Origin of the sequence: Micromonospora sp. NPDC057141, assembly GCF_042670805.1 — a bacterium.
Lineage (GTDB): Bacteria > Actinomycetota > Actinomycetes > Mycobacteriales > Micromonosporaceae > Micromonospora.
Map to the genome: position 1 here is coordinate 12,459 of NZ_JBHUVA010000043.1, position 15,500 is coordinate 27,958.

Annotated in this window: 12 protein-coding genes; 3 read left to right on the plus strand and 9 right to left on the minus strand. The window is 71.4% G+C overall.

The features are described from left to right. Positions 1-3 precede the first annotated feature (3 nt). From ACFT41_RS20665 to ACFT41_RS20685, 5 genes are read right to left on the minus strand one after another with little or no spacing between them, the layout of a single operon-like run. Complete coding sequence (locus tag ACFT41_RS20665) at positions 4-2,700, minus strand: hypothetical protein (RefSeq protein ID WP_377589413.1); 2,697 nt, start codon at positions 2,698-2,700, stop codon at positions 4-6. Positions 2,701-2,704: 4 nt separating this feature from the next. Beyond that, positions 2,705-4,378 (minus strand): Hsp70 family protein, encoded by a 1,674-nt coding sequence (locus ACFT41_RS20670; RefSeq protein ID WP_377589412.1) that lies wholly within the window; start codon positions 4,376-4,378, stop codon positions 2,705-2,707. A gap of 52 nt (positions 4,379-4,430) precedes the next feature. Beyond that, complete coding sequence (gene grpE / locus ACFT41_RS20675; protein ID WP_377589411.1) at positions 4,431-5,138, minus strand: nucleotide exchange factor GrpE; 708 nt, start codon at positions 5,136-5,138, stop codon at positions 4,431-4,433. A gap of 55 nt (positions 5,139-5,193) precedes the next feature. Then, on the minus strand, positions 5,194-6,774 hold the full coding sequence (locus ACFT41_RS20680; RefSeq protein ID WP_377589410.1) for a CATRA conflict system CASPASE/TPR repeat-associated protein: 1,581 nt from the start codon (positions 6,772-6,774) through the stop codon (positions 5,194-5,196). Then, complete coding sequence (locus ACFT41_RS20685; RefSeq protein ID WP_377589409.1) at positions 6,752-7,102, minus strand: CATRA system-associated protein; 351 nt, start codon at positions 7,100-7,102, stop codon at positions 6,752-6,754. Before ACFT41_RS20685 ends, ACFT41_RS20680 begins: the two co-directional genes overlap by 23 nt. 271 nt (positions 7,103-7,373) lie before the next feature. Here ACFT41_RS20685 and ACFT41_RS20690 point away from each other — a divergent pair, with 271 nt between their 5' ends. Then, positions 7,374-8,597 (plus strand): macro domain-containing protein, encoded by a 1,224-nt coding sequence (locus ACFT41_RS20690; RefSeq protein ID WP_377613954.1) that lies wholly within the window; start codon positions 7,374-7,376, stop codon positions 8,595-8,597. Between the two features lie 104 nt (positions 8,598-8,701). On the opposite strand, the gene ACFT41_RS20695 is transcribed toward ACFT41_RS20690, so the two are convergent. Then, positions 8,702-10,474 carry a CATRA conflict system CASPASE/TPR repeat-associated protein gene (locus ACFT41_RS20695; RefSeq protein ID WP_377588014.1) on the minus strand — a complete coding sequence of 591 codons (1,773 nt, stop codon included), beginning with the start codon at positions 10,472-10,474 and terminating at the stop codon, positions 8,702-8,704. Further along, positions 10,452-10,814, minus strand: coding sequence for a CATRA system-associated protein (locus ACFT41_RS20700; RefSeq protein ID WP_377588015.1), 363 nt, complete (start codon positions 10,812-10,814; stop codon positions 10,452-10,454). Before ACFT41_RS20700 ends, ACFT41_RS20695 begins: the two co-directional genes overlap by 23 nt. A 67-nt stretch (positions 10,815-10,881) precedes the next feature. Here ACFT41_RS20700 and ACFT41_RS20705 point away from each other — a divergent pair, with 67 nt between their 5' ends. After that, positions 10,882-11,082: a hypothetical protein gene (locus ACFT41_RS20705; RefSeq protein WP_377588016.1), complete on the plus strand. Its 201-nt coding sequence runs from the start codon at positions 10,882-10,884 to the stop codon at positions 11,080-11,082. Between the two features lie 46 nt (positions 11,083-11,128). Here the strand turns inward: ACFT41_RS20705 and ACFT41_RS20710 are convergent, their stop codons facing one another. Both ACFT41_RS20710 and ACFT41_RS20715 read right to left on the minus strand, forming a co-directional pair. Next, entirely contained in the window at positions 11,129-12,244 is a 1,116-nt protein-coding gene (locus ACFT41_RS20710) for a ricin-type beta-trefoil lectin domain protein (RefSeq protein ID WP_377588017.1), read from the minus strand. Positions 12,245-12,279: 35 nt separating this feature from the next. Then, positions 12,280-13,596, minus strand: coding sequence for a cellulose binding domain-containing protein (locus ACFT41_RS20715; protein WP_377588018.1), 1,317 nt, complete (start codon positions 13,594-13,596; stop codon positions 12,280-12,282). A 634-nt stretch (positions 13,597-14,230) separates the two neighbouring features. Here ACFT41_RS20715 and ACFT41_RS20720 point away from each other — a divergent pair. After that, positions 14,231-15,484 (plus strand): alpha/beta fold hydrolase, encoded by a 1,254-nt coding sequence (locus tag ACFT41_RS20720; protein WP_377588019.1) that lies wholly within the window; start codon positions 14,231-14,233, stop codon positions 15,482-15,484. Positions 15,485-15,500: the final 16 nt, after the last annotated feature.

The window sequence follows — 15,500 nt, forward strand, 5'->3', positions numbered from 1 at the left end:
ACGTCACACCTTCAACTGGTCGACCGGCGGGTCCCGCAGGACCGCGCCGGAGGGGGGATCGACGAAACACCTGATCCAGTACGGACGGGACAGCTCCCTGGGCAGGTCGAACTCGAACCGCCGGGTCTGCCCGGCCCCGAACTCCACATCGGAGACGCGCAGCAGTTCGCGGCCCTGGTCGGGCCGCACCGGCAGCACCGGACCGGCCCGCGCCACCACCACCAGGTGCGCCACGGCGCAGTCCCGCTCGGCGGTGACCGCGAGCGCCCGCCGCGGGGAGAACCGGTTGCGCAGCCCCGCCAGCCGCTCGACGGTGTACGCGAGCCGGCCGGGACGGCCCGGCACGTCGCAGCAGACCGCCGGGGACCGGGACTGTCCGGCCGGACCCACCGCGATGCCGACCACGGCGACCCGTCCGGGTCGATCGTCGGCGGTCAGCCGGCAACCCTTCTCGTGCAGGTAGCGGCTCCTGCTGACCTGGAACACCTCGTCCGGGGAGCCGTCGCGGGCGTGGGTCACCTCGGCCAGGCTCACCGCGTCCGGCCACACCCAAGAGATGCTCACCTGGTCGCCGGCACGCTGCGCACGCAGCCGCTCCACCGGCGCGGCCGTACCCTGGGTCACCGGCCGGCCGGCGAGCACCCCCTCCCCGCCGACGGCCAACGGCAGGTAGACGTGGAAGCCCTGGGGCACGTCGGCCTCCAGCACGCACCGTCCGTCGGCCTCGGTGGGAGCTCCGGTGACCTCGGCGCCGTATCCGTCGAGCGCCGGCTCGTGCACCGTGGCCCCGACCGGCCACGGTGGCGGGGTGCCGGCCCGGCGGATGCGGACCTGTATGCCGGGTTGGGACAGCCAGGAGATCCGGACCCGGACCCGGTTCCCGATCACCCGGACCGGTTCGACGGCGAGCGACTCGACCGGGCGGGCCCGGGGACGCGGTGCCGCGGTGACCACCACCATCGCTGAGGTGACCTGCTGGCCGGCCGGCCCCCGGTAGACCGCGACCAGGCTGTAGTGGTAGTCCCGGCCCTGTTGGACCGCGGCGTCGGTCAGCCCGGTCAGCTCGGCGCGGATGGGCGTGCCGTCGTCCGGGGAGCCGGGGCGTCGGGACTCGGTCCGCCGCACCCGCACCGCCACCGTCGCCGGGTGCGGACGCCAGGTGAGGGTGACCTGTTGCTGGGTCGCGAGCACCGTCACCTCCCCCACCGGTGGGGTGAGGACGGCGGTCGCGGTCACCGCCCGGGACCAGGCGCCCGACTCGCTCGCGGCGAAGACGGCGTAGCCGCAGCGGGTGCCGACCGGCGGCTCCGGGTCCGCCGCCGTCGGCTCGGTGGTTTCGGCGACCAGCGTTCCCGCCTGCGGGGTCTCGGGCGGGCTACCGTCGCCGCGGACCACCCGATAGCGCAGATCGGTGCGCTCGGTGGCCGGCCGTGCCCAGCTCAGCACAGTCGGCGCGCCCGGCCGCACCCGCAGGTCCTGCGGTGGCGGTGGCCGCAGCCGGCGCAGCCGGGAGTCGAGGGCGTCGTCGTCGGTGGCGGCGGCCAGCGCCTGCCGCAGGAGTTGCTCCGCCGCCTCCTCCCGGTCGGCGGCCAGCGCCTGGTCCACCTGATCCAGCAACTCGACGACCCGCTGTTCGGCGGCGGCGATCTCCCGGCGCAGCGTCTCCCGGTCCGCGTGCTCGGCCGGCACGGCGGCCAGCCGCTGCGCGGCGGTCCGCAGCTCACCCCGGCCGAGCAGCTCCCGTACCTGGTCGGCCGGGGTGGCCGCAGCGGCGACGGTGGCGGGCATGCTCAGCACCAGCAGCTCGGCGTCCTCCGGGGTCAGACCGAGATCGACGGCGGCGCGTACCAGCAGCCGGTCCGCCAGCCCGGCGGCCCGCCCCTGCCGCAGCTGCTCGGCCGCCTGGAACAGCGCGATGCTCGCCAGCGCGATGCCACGATCGGCGGCGGTGCGGAGCGCGACCAGCGCCGCCTTGCGGGCCCGCACCACCGGCGAGTCGGCGGCGGCGTTCTCGGCGACGCTGCGGGCCCGCACCACCTCGGCTGTCAGCGCCAGTTCGGGTCGGCCGGGCACGGCGAAGCCGGCGCAGAGCCGGAACGGCTGCCGCAGGTCGGGATGGAGCAGGTGCACGATGGTCTGCGCCCCGGCGATGCCCAGGTTCTCGGTGAGGGTGCGGTAGGCGGTCCGCTCCATCCCGCTGTCGGCGGGCAGTTCCACCGGCTCGACCACGACCAGCTTGGCCTGGCGGACCGCCTGGTCGAGCTGGTCGCGGTCGAACGTGGCCTGATGATGGGCGACGATGGCGGCGAGCTGCCCCGGGGTGACCCGGCCGGAGCCGCCGTAGGAATCGCGCAGGTCACGGACCAGCCCGTCGAGGGCGCCCCGGGCGCGCTGCCGGTACGCCGTCGCCTGCTGTTCCCACCAGGCCGGGTCGAGCATGGCGCTGCCGGCCGTGCGCTTGAGCTCCTCGTCGGCGGCGAGCAACCGCTTGCACACCCCGGTCGCCGCCTGCGCGGCCGGCCCACTGGCCTTCTGGTTCCAGTAGGTGCGCACCTTTCGCAGCCGCTGTTCGAGGGCCGCCCGGTCCATCCCCGGCTCGACGGCGTAGCGCACCCGAAGGTCACCGTCGGGCAGCCGGCCCCGGCGCCCGCGCAACGGGCCGATCACCTCCCGGTCGTACCGGGCGGGGTCGAATTCCATCGACTCAGGACCTCACCGAGATCGCCGACACCTTCGCCCGCAGTTGGGGGATCTCCTCCTCGGACAGGACGCTGACCCGGACGGCGATGGTCAGGTCCTTGCCGGAGGTGGGCTCGACGGCGTGCACGGTGAGCAGGCCGTTGTCGTCCACGGTCATGCTGATGTTGATCGCAGCGCCCTGCGGCATCGGCGGCAGCCCGGTGATGGTGCCCGCGCCACGGTCCACCGCCTTGTTGGCGAACAGCTCGGCGCTCTCCACCGTGCCGGCCTGTTCGTAGACCTCGATCTTCAGTTCCTGCTGGTTCTCCACCACGGTGCCGGCCACCAGGGGGTGCGGCCCGGAGGGCAGCGGGTCGTCGGCGTGCACTAGGTGCTCGACGTAGGAGGCGGCCTCGGTGTCCTCCTCCCAGCCGGGCTTGCTGGTGTCGACCAGCTTCACCCCGAACGCCTTGGGCAGCACGGTGGTGATCCGCTTGCGGGAGACCTCGGCGATGGACTCGGCGCTGAGCCCGGTCAGGTTGGCCAGTTCGTTGACCCGCTCGGCCCGTTCCTCGGCGGTCGGGGCGGACTCGGCCGCCGGGTCGGCCGACTGCCAGACCGCGCGGCTGAGCGCGTAGCGGGCCGCACCCTTGGCCACCGCCAGGTCCGGGTCGTGCAGTTGCGGACGCCAGCCGTAGGTCTCGGCGAGCCGGGCCGTCACGGCGGGCATCTTGGTCGAGCCACCGACCAGCAGCACCTCGTCGACGAGCTGTCGCGGATCGCCGCCGAGCTTGTCGCGGAGCTTGTCCAGCGTACGGTCGGTGATCGCGATCGTGTTGTCCAGCAGGTCCCGGGTGATCTCCTCGAAGGTCTGCCGGGTAATGGTGATCATCGCCGAGGCGCCGGCGAAGCGCAGCGGGACGGTTCGCGAGGTGGCCTGGGAAAGCTGCCGCTTGACCTGCTCGGCGGTGAGGTAGAGGTCCTGCATGAACTGGGCGTCCTCGGCCGGTTCCTCGGTCGGCCCGGCCGCGGCGACGAACTCCTGGAGCAGGTGCTGGGCCAGGCGGTCGTCCCAGTCGGCACCGCCGAGTTCCTGGTCACCGTCGGTGCAGATCACTTCCACGGCGTCCGCGCCGACCCGGATCACGGTGGTGTCGAAGGTGCCACCACCCAGGTCGTAGACGAGCACGGTCCGCTCGGCGGCGCCGTCCATCAGGTCGTACTGCAACGCGGCGGCCACCGGTTCCGGCACGATGCCGAGGACGTCCAGCCCGGCCAGCACCCCGGCGTTGCGGGTGGCGTCGCGTTCCAACATCCCGAAGTACGCCGGCACGGTGATCACCGCCTGTCGCACCTCACGCTGGGTGTACTCCTGGGCGTACTCGGCGAGTCGGCGCAGGATCAACGCGGAGATCGACTCGGGGGTGTGCGTCTCGCCGAAGAACTCCCACTGCCGTTCCCGGCCCATCTGGCGCTTGACCCGCTCGACGACGTGCTCGGGGTCGACCCGGGCCATGTTGCGCGCGTTCGCCCCGACCACCACGTTGTCGGCGCTTTCGAAGTAGACCACCGAGGGCATGGTGTCGCTCTCGGCGATGAGGTCCCGGATCACGGTCGGGCGGCCCGTCTCGTCGATGTAGGAGATCGCCGAGTAGGTGGTGCCCAGATCAATGCCAAAGTAGGTGAGCTGCTCAGTCATCTCTCTCCCCTTGTCCTCGAAGCCCTTCGTGCGGGCTGTTCGTTGGTCGACGTCAGTGCGTCGGGTCCACCGGGCCGGCCGGTGCCGGCGGCGTCGGGGTACGCACCGGCACCGGGGTGGCGGACCGGCGGCACACGACGACCGAGGCGGGCAGGAGCACCCGGTCCGAGACGACGTCCCGGTAGCCGTCGGCGACCGGCTCGGCCACCGTGCCGTCCTGTGCCGGATCGTCCGCGGGGACCACCCGGGCCACCCGATGGGTTCCCGGTTCGAAGGGGGCCCCGGCCGCTGCGCGCAGCACCCGGACCCCGGCGCGTTCCAGGGTCAGCTCGATGCTGTAGGCGAAGCTGCCCAGCAGCTCTGCCACGGTCGGCACCGCCAGGGGGGCACTCAGGGTGGCCGCCTGCCGCAGCAGGTCGTTGCGGAGGCTCTGCAGATCGGTGACGAGCGGCCGGGTCACCGACCGGTACTCGCCGGACCGTAGCCGTAGGTTCTCCTCGTGCAGCCGGTCGATGACCCGCTCCCGGGCCGCCGCCCGTTCGTTCTGTCGGGCGAGTTCGTGCTGGATCGCGGTGAGCGCCGCGCCGATCTCCCACAGCCGGTCCGCGGTGGCCTCGGCCGGCTCCCCGTCGGGCAGTTCCTCCTCCACCTCCTCCACCGACCGGATGTCCTCGTCGCCGCCGGCAGTCGCCTGGATGCCCGGCCTACCGCCGGCCGGTTCGTCCGCCGGGTCACTGCTGTCGTACGGGTCTCGCGTCATGGTCTCCACATCCGTCTCGGAGGCTTTCGTGGCCGGGTTGGCAGCCGGTCGGCGATCATTCCGTCGCGGACCGGCGGCCGGATTCGGCCCGTCGGCGCCGGTAGGCACGCCGGGTCGTCAGGGCGAATAACGTCGTCAGGAAGGCACCGGGCACCAACACGGCGCTCCACGCCCGGCCCATCGGCATGACGTTGGCGAGCCAGGCCAGCCCGACCCACAGGACGGTGGCGACCAGCGCGGCCAGGGCCAGGTACTCGACGAGTGTGGTGCCGCCCCGGCGGATCGAGGCCAGGCGGATGACGGCCAGGGGCAGGTAGAAGGCGACCGCCCCGAGGCCGACGACCACCGCCGGTTGGACCCGCGTCGGCAGCGGCACCTGATAGCGCAGGGCCTGGGTTGCGGTCAGCACCATCACGACCGCGCCGACGACTGCGGTCTGCACCAGGGTGTAGCGCTCCCGCCGGGCGGCCTCCCAACGCCGTACCGAGCGGTCGAGCAGCGCACCGATGCTGGTGGTACGCGCCAGCGTCGCCCGCAGGTAGGTGAGGTCGTCGTCGAGCTGTTGGTCGAACCAGGTGGTCAGTTCGTGGTCGTCGGCGAACGGGCCATCCCGGTGGGCGCCGGCCCCGGCCGATGACGGCACGAGCGTGGCCATGTTGGTGGCGGCTATCTGCACGGTGCGACGCAGGCCGCTCAGCTGGGCGACCGCGTCCAACAACCCCGCCTCGTCGGCGACCAGCCGGCCGAGCCGGCGGGCGTACCGGTCCCACTGCGCCGGATCGGGTCGGTCCTCCTCGGCGACCGCGTCCAGCAACGGCAGCAGCCGGGCCAGCCGCGCGTCGATCTGGTGTGGCAGCGACCGCGTCTGCCCGGCGGACCAGACCCGCAGTTCGTAGCGGACCATCGCCGTGTACAGCAGGTACCGGGTCAGCGACGCCGGTTCGGCCTGGCCGCTGCTCCAGACCCACGCGCTGAGCCGTTCCCCGGCGCCTTCCGGGGCGACGACCACGATCCGACGCAGCCGTCGATCGTCCGGCAACCGTGGCGCCTCCCAGACCACGAATCCTCCAGGCACGGCGGCCGCCCCCGGCGGTGGCCCGTCGGCACGCACCTGCGGTCGCCGGCCTGCCGAGCCTTCGACCGATCCGAACCGGTCCGGGGCGTCCAGTTCGGCGCGCAGCGACGCGTACGCCTGGGCGGTCGCGCGCCCGGAGCGCCAGCGGGATCGCCGGTGCTGGGCCAGGCGGAGCCGAACCTCGCCCAACACAGCCGGATGCTCCTCGCCCCGGGCCCTCGCCCAGTCGGCCTCCAGGGCCGGCCAGCTCGTCGCCTGCTCGGGTGCCAGCACGACCGAGAGGCAGAGCACGTCGTGCTGGCGGTGGGCGAACATCTGGTGGACACCCCCGCCGCCCCGCCGGGCCGCCGCGACCGGACCGTCACGCGGAGGTAGACCGTCGGCATCGCTCGGCAGGTCGGTCGACAGGCCGAGCGGGGTCGGCTCCACAATGGCCAACAACTCCTGGCAGCGCCGCCACACCTGGGCGAGATAGGTGTGCCCGTGCGGGTGGTGGGGCCCGGTGAGCGGAACGAAGACGTGTACCACCAGTTCGAGATCACTCAGTGGTGCGGGGCGCATCCACCCGACCCCCTTCGCCCTTGCCCCGGCCGCGCCACTGGTCCGCCCGGTGGATGAGGATGACGACCCGTTCGCGTAGCTGGTACGGTGCGGGCTGACTCGGCTGCGTGCCCAGCGGGGTGGCCCGCACGGCAAACGACGCTTCGATGAGGGCGGCATGCCGAGCGAGTTCGGTCAGGTCGCCACGGGACAGCGCCCGATCGGCAGCGATCACCAGCAACTCGATCCGCTGCCAACTGGCCATTGGTAGGAATTGTTTCAGCAGATCGGTCAACACCCCCTGGAGTTCGCATAGAATGTGCTCCTCGTCGCCCTCTCGACCCGCCACCACCGCGCACCTTTCCGGCCTGCCGACTCAGCCTTCCACCAGCAACATCAGCAGATCAGCAGCGTCGCTTCCGCAACAAGTGCCGGACTGCTGAAAGTCGGCTTACCGACCGCTTCCGGTTTGCTTCCGGTGAAGGCGTTTTCTACCGTGATGGCCTATCGAAAAATGGCCGGGGAGGGCGCGAATGGCAGTTCGGGTACGACTATTCGGGCGGACGACCGTCGAACTTGACGGCGTCGCCACGCCGCTTCCGCCCACTACCGCGACGGTGTTGATCCGGCTGTTGCTGGCCGGCGGCGAGCCGTTGACGGTGGACGAACTGTTCCGCGATGTCTGGGCGCCCCGAAGCGGACCGGTCGACAGAGCGGGCAAGATATTCGTACAAAAACGGATCCTCGAACTGCGAAAGCTCCTCGACCCGCTCCGCCCCGGTGAGCGGTCCGAGGTCCTGCGCACGGAGCGTGGCCGGACATCGGCCTACCGCCTGGTCATCGACCCGGACCAGGTCGACGTCTTCCGGTTCCGCCGGCTCGTCCACAGCTCGCACCACGCCGACCCGGCGACCGTGCTCGACACCCTCAACGACGCGCTCGCGCTCTGGTCCGGGCGTCCCCTCTTCGACGCGGAGAGCTACCCCTTCGCCCGGCGGACCATTCATCAGCTCAGGGAGGCCAGGGAGGCCGCCGAACGCGCCCTGCTGCGCGCCTACCGCGACGTCGGAATGTGGGACCGGGCGTTCGAGTTCGGACAGAGCCTGCTGGTCGAGCGCCCCGACGACGCCGAACTCGCCGAGCTGATGAACCGCATCCGGCGCGAGGCTCAGGCCCTGCCCCGCAACGTCGTCCAGCGGGTCTTCACGTCGCCCCGCACCACCGTACGGATCCTCACCGGTGACCTGTTCCGGCAGGAGGACGCGCATCTCGTGGTCGGTTTCAGCGACACCTTCGACACCTCGACCACCGACGACATCGTGATCAGCAGCGACAGCGTGCAGGGGCAGTTGCTGCGACGCGAGTACGGTGGTGACCGCGCCTGGCTGGATCGGGAGCTGCGGCGGGCACTCGCCGATGCGCCGAAGGTGACCACCGAGACCCGGGCGACCAAACGCCGGGGAAAGCTGATCCGCTATCCCGTCGGAACGGTGGCCGTGCTCCGCCAGCCCCGCCGACGGATCTTCGGCGTAGCGTACAGCCGGATGGGTAACGACCTGGTCGCCGAGTCGAGCCTCGCGGAGCTGCTCTCCAGCCTGGACCGGGTCTGGGACGCCGCCGAACGCCACGGGCAACTCGGCGTTCTCGCCATGCCGCTGATCGGCTCGGGGCTGGCCCGGCTCCCGCCGGTTGGCCGGGAGGAACTAATCAAGATCATTATGCGTTCCTATGTCGACCGGTCCCGGCAACGGCTGTTCTGCCCGGAGTTACGGATCGTGCTCCGGCCGGCCGATGTCAGCCAGGTCGACATCCTCGACGTGGCGGCTTTCCTCCGACAGATGTGAGCCCGCGCCCGGACGAGGCACCCGTCCGGGCTGCTGCCGCGCTCGCCCCGCGCGGCAGCAGCCCGGCGCGTCGCGCCCACCTGGGCGGCGTCGCGCGGCCCGGGTCACGACCGGACGTGCCGGGTGTACGCCTCCAGCCCGGCGAAGCGCCCGGAGGCCAGCCAGTCCGATCCTGTGTCGTCCACCGCGCAGCCCGCCTGCCGCAGCCTGGATGCGATCTTGCGCTGGCAGTCCGCGCTGTCGTTGAGCCGAATGAAGTTGAGCCCTCCGAGGTCGGCCACCGGTCGGGTTTCCCCCACCTGGATCACCAGGGTCCGGTCCGGATAGGTGGCCAACGCCATTCCCAGTTCCAGCAGCACGTTGGGGCGGGCTTGCAGGCCAGGCTGAGCCTCGGCGCCGGTGTCGGCGGGCAGTCTCAGATCCGGATGAAGGCTCACCTGGTCCTCGGGCGTCAGCAACACGACCGCCGCCTGCGCGTGGGCGACTCCCCAGCCGACCACGTCCCGCAGGTAGGGAGACGTGCTTCCGGTAGCGGTGACCAGCGGCTCCCACTCCATCGGACGCAGGTCCAGTGAGCGGAGAAAGTCGAACATCCGGTCGCGTACCTGATGGTCCCGGCCGTGCACGACGAAGACTCGGCGCGCCACCTCGAGTTCGGCGGCCGGGGGGACCGAAGCCGCGACGACCGGCGGCGTCGGTGGCCCGGACTCGGCCCGCAGCCCGACCGCGATCTCACCGACCCGGCGCGCCCGTTCGGCATCCGCGGTCAGATAGGCATCGTCGTCGGCGAGCTGCTCCGCGAACCAGCCCGCCAGCGCGAGATCGTCGGCGAACGGATCGTGCCCGTCGGCCCGCCCTCCGCCGAACCCGGGAACTCTGGTCATGTTCGCCGTTGCCACCTCCACCGTCCGGCGCATCTGCCGGAGCGCGGTGCTGGTCAACACCGCCTCCAACTCCTCGGACCGGACCGCCGTCAGCTCGGAGCGGGCCATGGCGCCGACCGACGCCGCGCCGCCTGCGGAATCCGGGAAGCCCAGCGTCCGCCGAAGCTCGCCGGCTGCGGCGGCCACCCCGTCCACCTGGTCGTGCGGGTGACGGTCCCGTCGCCACACCCGGAACTGATAGTGGATCTTGGTCGCGTGCAGCAGATAGCGGGCCAGCGGCGGAGTTCCCACCCCACCGTCGGACCAGAGCCAGGCGCTGAGTGAAGTCTGGGCCTGCTCGTCCGCGACGATCAGGAAGCGCCGCCGCACCCGCCCGTCCTCCCTCGGCGTCGTTTCCCAGACCACCAGCCCGTCGTCGACCAGCAGGCCGCTCGACCACCACCCAACGCCCTCACGCTCGGGCGGAAGATACGGCGCCAACTGACGGCCGAGCCGCTCGATGCCGGCCTCGCCCACCGGGACGGCTCCCGCGACGACCGCAGCGCAGAGCACCGCCTCGCCGAGCACCGTTCCGGACCGACCGGCACTCGCCAGATGCCAGCGCCGGTCCAGGTCAACCCACCAGAGCGCCGGATCATCCGCCGCCGTCGAATCGACGATGGCCCGCTCATCGGCGGCGACCACCCGCGGTGCCAGCGCCACCGACAGGTTGAGCACATCGTGGCAACGCCGCAGGATCGCCTGATAACCGCTGTCGGGCCGTTCCTGCGCGGCGAGTGCGGCCTCCCCGGGCACGCCGTGCCCAGCGGCCAGCTCCCCGGGCAGATGGGCCGGCAGGTTGGTGCCGTGAATCGGACCGGTCATCCCGAAGGACCGTCGGCAGGCAGCCCACAGCTCGCGCAACTCCTGGCCGGCGGCCTGGGCCTGCGGACCATCGGCCGGGAGGAAGCGGTGAATGACGAGATGCTGCTCAACGACGGGGTTGTCGGTCACCAGCGGCCCCTTCGGCACGGCCGCCGGCCTGCGGCGACAACTCGTGCACGAGGCGATTGAGTCGATCCCGTAGACGCGGCGGGACGGGTTGCGGCATCGACGCGCCTATCCGCGTGATTCGCACCTCCCCCGCAACTTCCAAAGTGTCGAGTACACGACGCAAAGCGGCGTTGTCCCCGTCAGCGAGGGCCTTCTCCAGGTCAGCGATTAGGCGGCCCACTTCCTGCCACTTCCCCTCGGTGAGCCGCCAGCCCTGCGCCTCCCGCAGCATCGAGATCAAATCTCTGATCATTCTTGGGCGGAGGCTCGCGGCGGACGCCTCCCGCTCTGGACCATCCATCACATCCCGATCCTAGTTCTCTCCCGCTCGGTCCAAAACGGGCAGTCTGGATCGGGAAATTCAATCGATGGAGCAGGGCGCGCTGCCGCAGTTGCACGCCGCCACCGCACCCGGCATGCGGAGCGGCCAGTTCTTCGGGCCGTCCCGGCTCTGGGAGACGTGGGGCCCGGTCACCGAGGCCCGGCTCGGCCACCAGGCCGCCGACCCGGCCGCCGGCAGACGGCTCTGGGCGGCGGCCGAGGAGCTGACCGGCGTCAGCTGTCTCTGAACCCGGCAGCCACTGCACTCCCCCGGAGGCCACCCGTCCCGTCCCGCTAGCGGCGGCTCCACTGCTGGTTGGTCTGGCCGGTGCAGGTCCACAGGACGAGCTTCGTGCCGTTGCCGGTGCCCACGTTGTACGGGTCGAGGCAGAGGCCGGACTGCACGCCGGTGATGGTGCCGTTGGCGTTGACGTTCCACTGCTGGTTCGCTCCGCCGTGGCAGTCGTAGATGGTGACCTGGGTGCCCGGGGAGGTGCCGTAGCCGGCGGCGTCGAGGCACTTGTTGCCGTAGACGGTCAGCGCCTTGCCGGAGGTGTAGGTCCACTGCTGGTTGGCGCCGCCGTGGCAGTCCCACAACTGCACCTGGGTGCCGTTCGTGGTGGTGGAGCCGGGGACGTCGACACACCGACCGGACAGGGTGCCCACGATCGCGGTGCCCTGGCCGCTGCCGCTGCCCGGGTCGCCGATGCTGCCGGGCACCGACTGCAACGCGCTGTACCAGCGGGCGGCCATCTTGTCGTAGCCGCCGGAGGTGGGGTGGATGCCGTCGATCAGGTCGGCGGTGGTGAGGGCGCTGTGCATGTCGACCAGGCGGACCCGTTTGCCGGCGTTCACCTTGCTCTGCACGATGCCGGGGATCGCCGCGTTGAAGGTGCGCACGGCCGCTTCCTGGTTGCTGTTGGACAACGGGATGAGCTGCGCGACGAACACGTCCGCGGTGGGCACCGTGTTGGTGATCTTGTCGATCAGGGTGGAGAGCCGGTTCGGGGCGGTGCTCACGTTGTAGTTCTGCAGGATGTCGTTGGTGCCGATGTGCAGCAGGACGGTCCGCGGCCGTTGCGTGTTCAGCCAGCCGACGATGTTCGCGTCGATCTGGTCGATGCGCCAGCCGGGATGCCCCTGGTGGTCGTGGTCACCCAGGCTGGCCGGCCCGTTGAACTGCGACCCGACGAAGTCGATGGTGTACCGGCCGCCGGCGAGGCGCTGCCAGAGCCCGATGCGGTAGCCGCCCGGCACCTGGGTGCCCTCGGTGATGGAGTCGCCCAGCGGCATCACGCGTACCCCGCCGTTGGACTCCGCGCTGGCGGGACCGGCCGGGACCGCCACCACCCCGGCGATCGCCACACCCAGTGCGGCGACCGCCGCGAGCAGCCTTGCCCTCGTTCGCATGGATTTCTCTCCCTTGGATCAATATCTGGCGTTGGTCACGGGCTGGTGCAGGTCGACGCCGGGACGGGTGGCGTTCCGGAGCCGAGGAAACCGAAACTCGTCGAGGTGGCGGCGGCGAGCGAGCCGTTGTAGGAGGCGTTGCGTACGGTCGCGGTCGAGCCGCTGGTGCTCAGGGTGCCGTTCCAGACCTGGCTGATGCTCTGGCCGCCGCTCAGGTCCAGGCGGACGGTCCACCCGTTGATGGCGGCGCTGCCGGCGGTCACGGTGACCTCACCCTGGAAGCCGCCGGACCACGAGTTGACGGTGCGGTAGGTCGCCGTGCAGGCGGCACCCGAGGGCGGCGGGGTGGTCACCGGCGGAGTCGTCGGCGGGCCGGAGGGCGGCGTCGTGGTGGTGGGCGGCGTCGTCGGCCCGCCCGGCGGCACCAGCGGGCAGGTGGAGTTGTAGCGCGAGACGCCGGTGCTGTCCGCCAGCGGGCAGAGGAACTGGGTGTAGCGCGTGTCGTTGTCCAGGAAGATCTTGAGCCAGGGGATCAGGAGCCGCATCTCGGTGGGGTTCGGCCTGGTGAAGGAGAGGTGGTCGTTGCCGGCCAGCTCCGCCCAGGCGTGCTCCACCGAGGCCGGCAGCGTGTTGTAGATGCCCTGCACGTAGGACGGCGTGACCGTGCCGTCGTTCTGCCCCGAGAGGAGCAGGGTGGGCACCTGGGTGGTGGACATGTTCAGGCTGTTGCCGGGCGCGCCGGGCGCGAGGCCGACCGCGGTCTTCAGCGACGGCCGTCGGAGGGCGGCGAGGAGGGTCCCGGCCCCGCCCGCGGAGTGGCCCATGACGCTCAGCCGGTCGGGGTCGACCCGGTCCCGCACCGGGCTGGAGCGGGTGAGATAGTCCAGCGCCGCGAGCAACTGGGTGGCGCGGGCGTCGGCACCGTCGGTGCGGCTGTTGGTCTCGACCCCGAGCACCACGAACCCGAAGGACGCCAGCCAGGGCCCCATCCAGGCTTCTTCGTCGGCGAACAGCGCGGAGTAGCCGGGGACGATCGCCACCGCGCCCCAGGTGCCCAGGCTGGTGTCGGTCGGATAGTAGACGTACCCGCCGTTGAAGCCGTTGCCCGGCGGCACGGTCGCCTGCGTCGTGGCGAACGGGCCCCGGGTGGCGGCCACGCTGGCCAGGGTCGGGTCCGGGCCCCGCTGGTACGGGTTGTCCGCGGCCGCCGCGTGCGGCGTGGTCATCGACATCGTCAGTCCGAGGACCAGCGCGAGCCCGGCCGTCAGCCACGTGACGATGCGCAGCCGGGACGCGGACGGCGCACGGCCCCTGACTTCCGACGTCGAGGGCGCGTCTGCTGGCAGCTCCACTGGTTCCTCCTTCGATCGGGCAAGGCCCGCACGCGGTGAGAGTGCGCCCGTCGAGGCCCGCCCCCATGAACGTTTCCCGGGGACGGGACGGACCGCAGCCCCGGCCGACGTTTCGAGCGAGCTCGCGATGTTATCGCTCACATTACGTCTGTGATTCATGTCGGTCAATTAGTTCGCACGGTTCCGGCGCGGGACGCCGGGCCTGCCCGGTGCGCGGTCCACGCGCGGGTTCCGCACCGGGAAACCCTGGCTGCCGGTGGTCGCGGCGAACGACGATGCCCCGCCAGGACCGCGCGGCACCCGCGACGGCCAGGAGGTCCGACAGCGGATACCGCAGCCCACGCTGGTCAGGGCGACCCGGGACCGCCGACAGGGCATGCATCAACCCACGCGCACTCACTCTCGGTGACCACAGGTGGTGTTGTGTCAGGGGTTCAGCCGGCGACGGTGGACAGTGCGGGGATCGGGCACGATGACATCGGCGGGTGAGGTCCCTCACGGGCGAGCTGAACCGCCGCGTCGCCGACGGGGCCGTCAGCACGGACCGTCCTCGGCTGACTCCCGACAGAAGCCGGACCGTCCCGGACCTTGATCTGATGACCGTCCCGGGCCGAGAAGTCGATACGCTGCGACGGTGGGCTCGGTGACGTACCGCTTCGGCCAGTTCGACCTTGATCCGAACCTGGGCCAGCTCTGCCACGACCAGCGGCCGATCCGCATCGAGCCCCGGGCCTTCGCCTTGCTCTGCTACCTGGTGGAGCACCGCGACCGGATCGTGTCCAAGAACGAACTGCTGGAAACGGTCTGGGATGGCGGGTTCGTCACCGCAGCCGCCCTTACCACCGGGCTGCGCACGGTTCGTCTGGCGATCGGCGACACAGGGCACCAGCAAGATCTCATCCGCACCGTGTACCGGCGCGGTTACCAGTTCGTGGCCCCGACCACCGCGTTGCCGACCGGATCCGCGACAGTCCAGGCGGCGGAGACAGCCGTCGCGCCGATCCCCACGGCAGCGGTCACTGCGTCCACCGGTTCCTACGACACGATCCGGGTCTGCCGGACGGTGGACGGCACGCGCATCGCCTGGGCCGCCACCGGCACCGGGCCACCGCTGGTCAAGACCGCCAACTGGCTGAGCCGGATCGACCTGGAACGAAACACGACCCTGTTCGCCCACTGGTTCGAGGGCCTGACCCGCGGTCGGCGACTGATCCGCTACGACGAGCGGGGTTCCGGCCTGTCCGACTCGGCGTCGGGTTTCACCCTGGACGAGTGGATCGAGGACCTGGACGCCGTCGTGGACGCGGCAGGGCTCGGCCGTTTCCCGCTGCTCGGCGTCGCCCAGGGCGGTCCCCTTGCGGTGGCGTACGCCGCGCGCCGACCCGAACGGGTCAGCCGGCTGGTCCTGAATGCGGCCTACGCCCGCGGCCTGCTCGCCCGGGCGAGCAACGCCGCCGAGCACGCCGAAGCGGATCTCGACATGAAACTCACCCTGACCGGGTGGAACGAGCAGAATCTCAGCTACCTCCGGTTCTTCGGCGCCCAATTCTTCGCAGACGGCCTGCCGCATCAATGGGACGAGTTCACCAACTACCAACGCCTGGCGGTCTCAACGGCCAACGGGGCCCGGTTCCTGGAGGAGCAGTCCCGCTTCGACGTCACCGATCTCGCCCGCCTGGTGTCCTGTCCGACGCTGATCGTGCACTCCCGCGAGGATCCCCGCATCCCCGTCTCGGAGGCGCTCGAACTGGCCGAGCTCATCCCCGACAGCCGGTTGGTCCTACTAACGGGTCGCAACCATCTGCTCACCGGCGACGAACCAGCCTGGCCCCGATTCCTGGACGAACTGTATGCCTTTCTGGCAGAAAAGGACCCCGGCCGCGGTTGAGCCCGACCTATAAGAT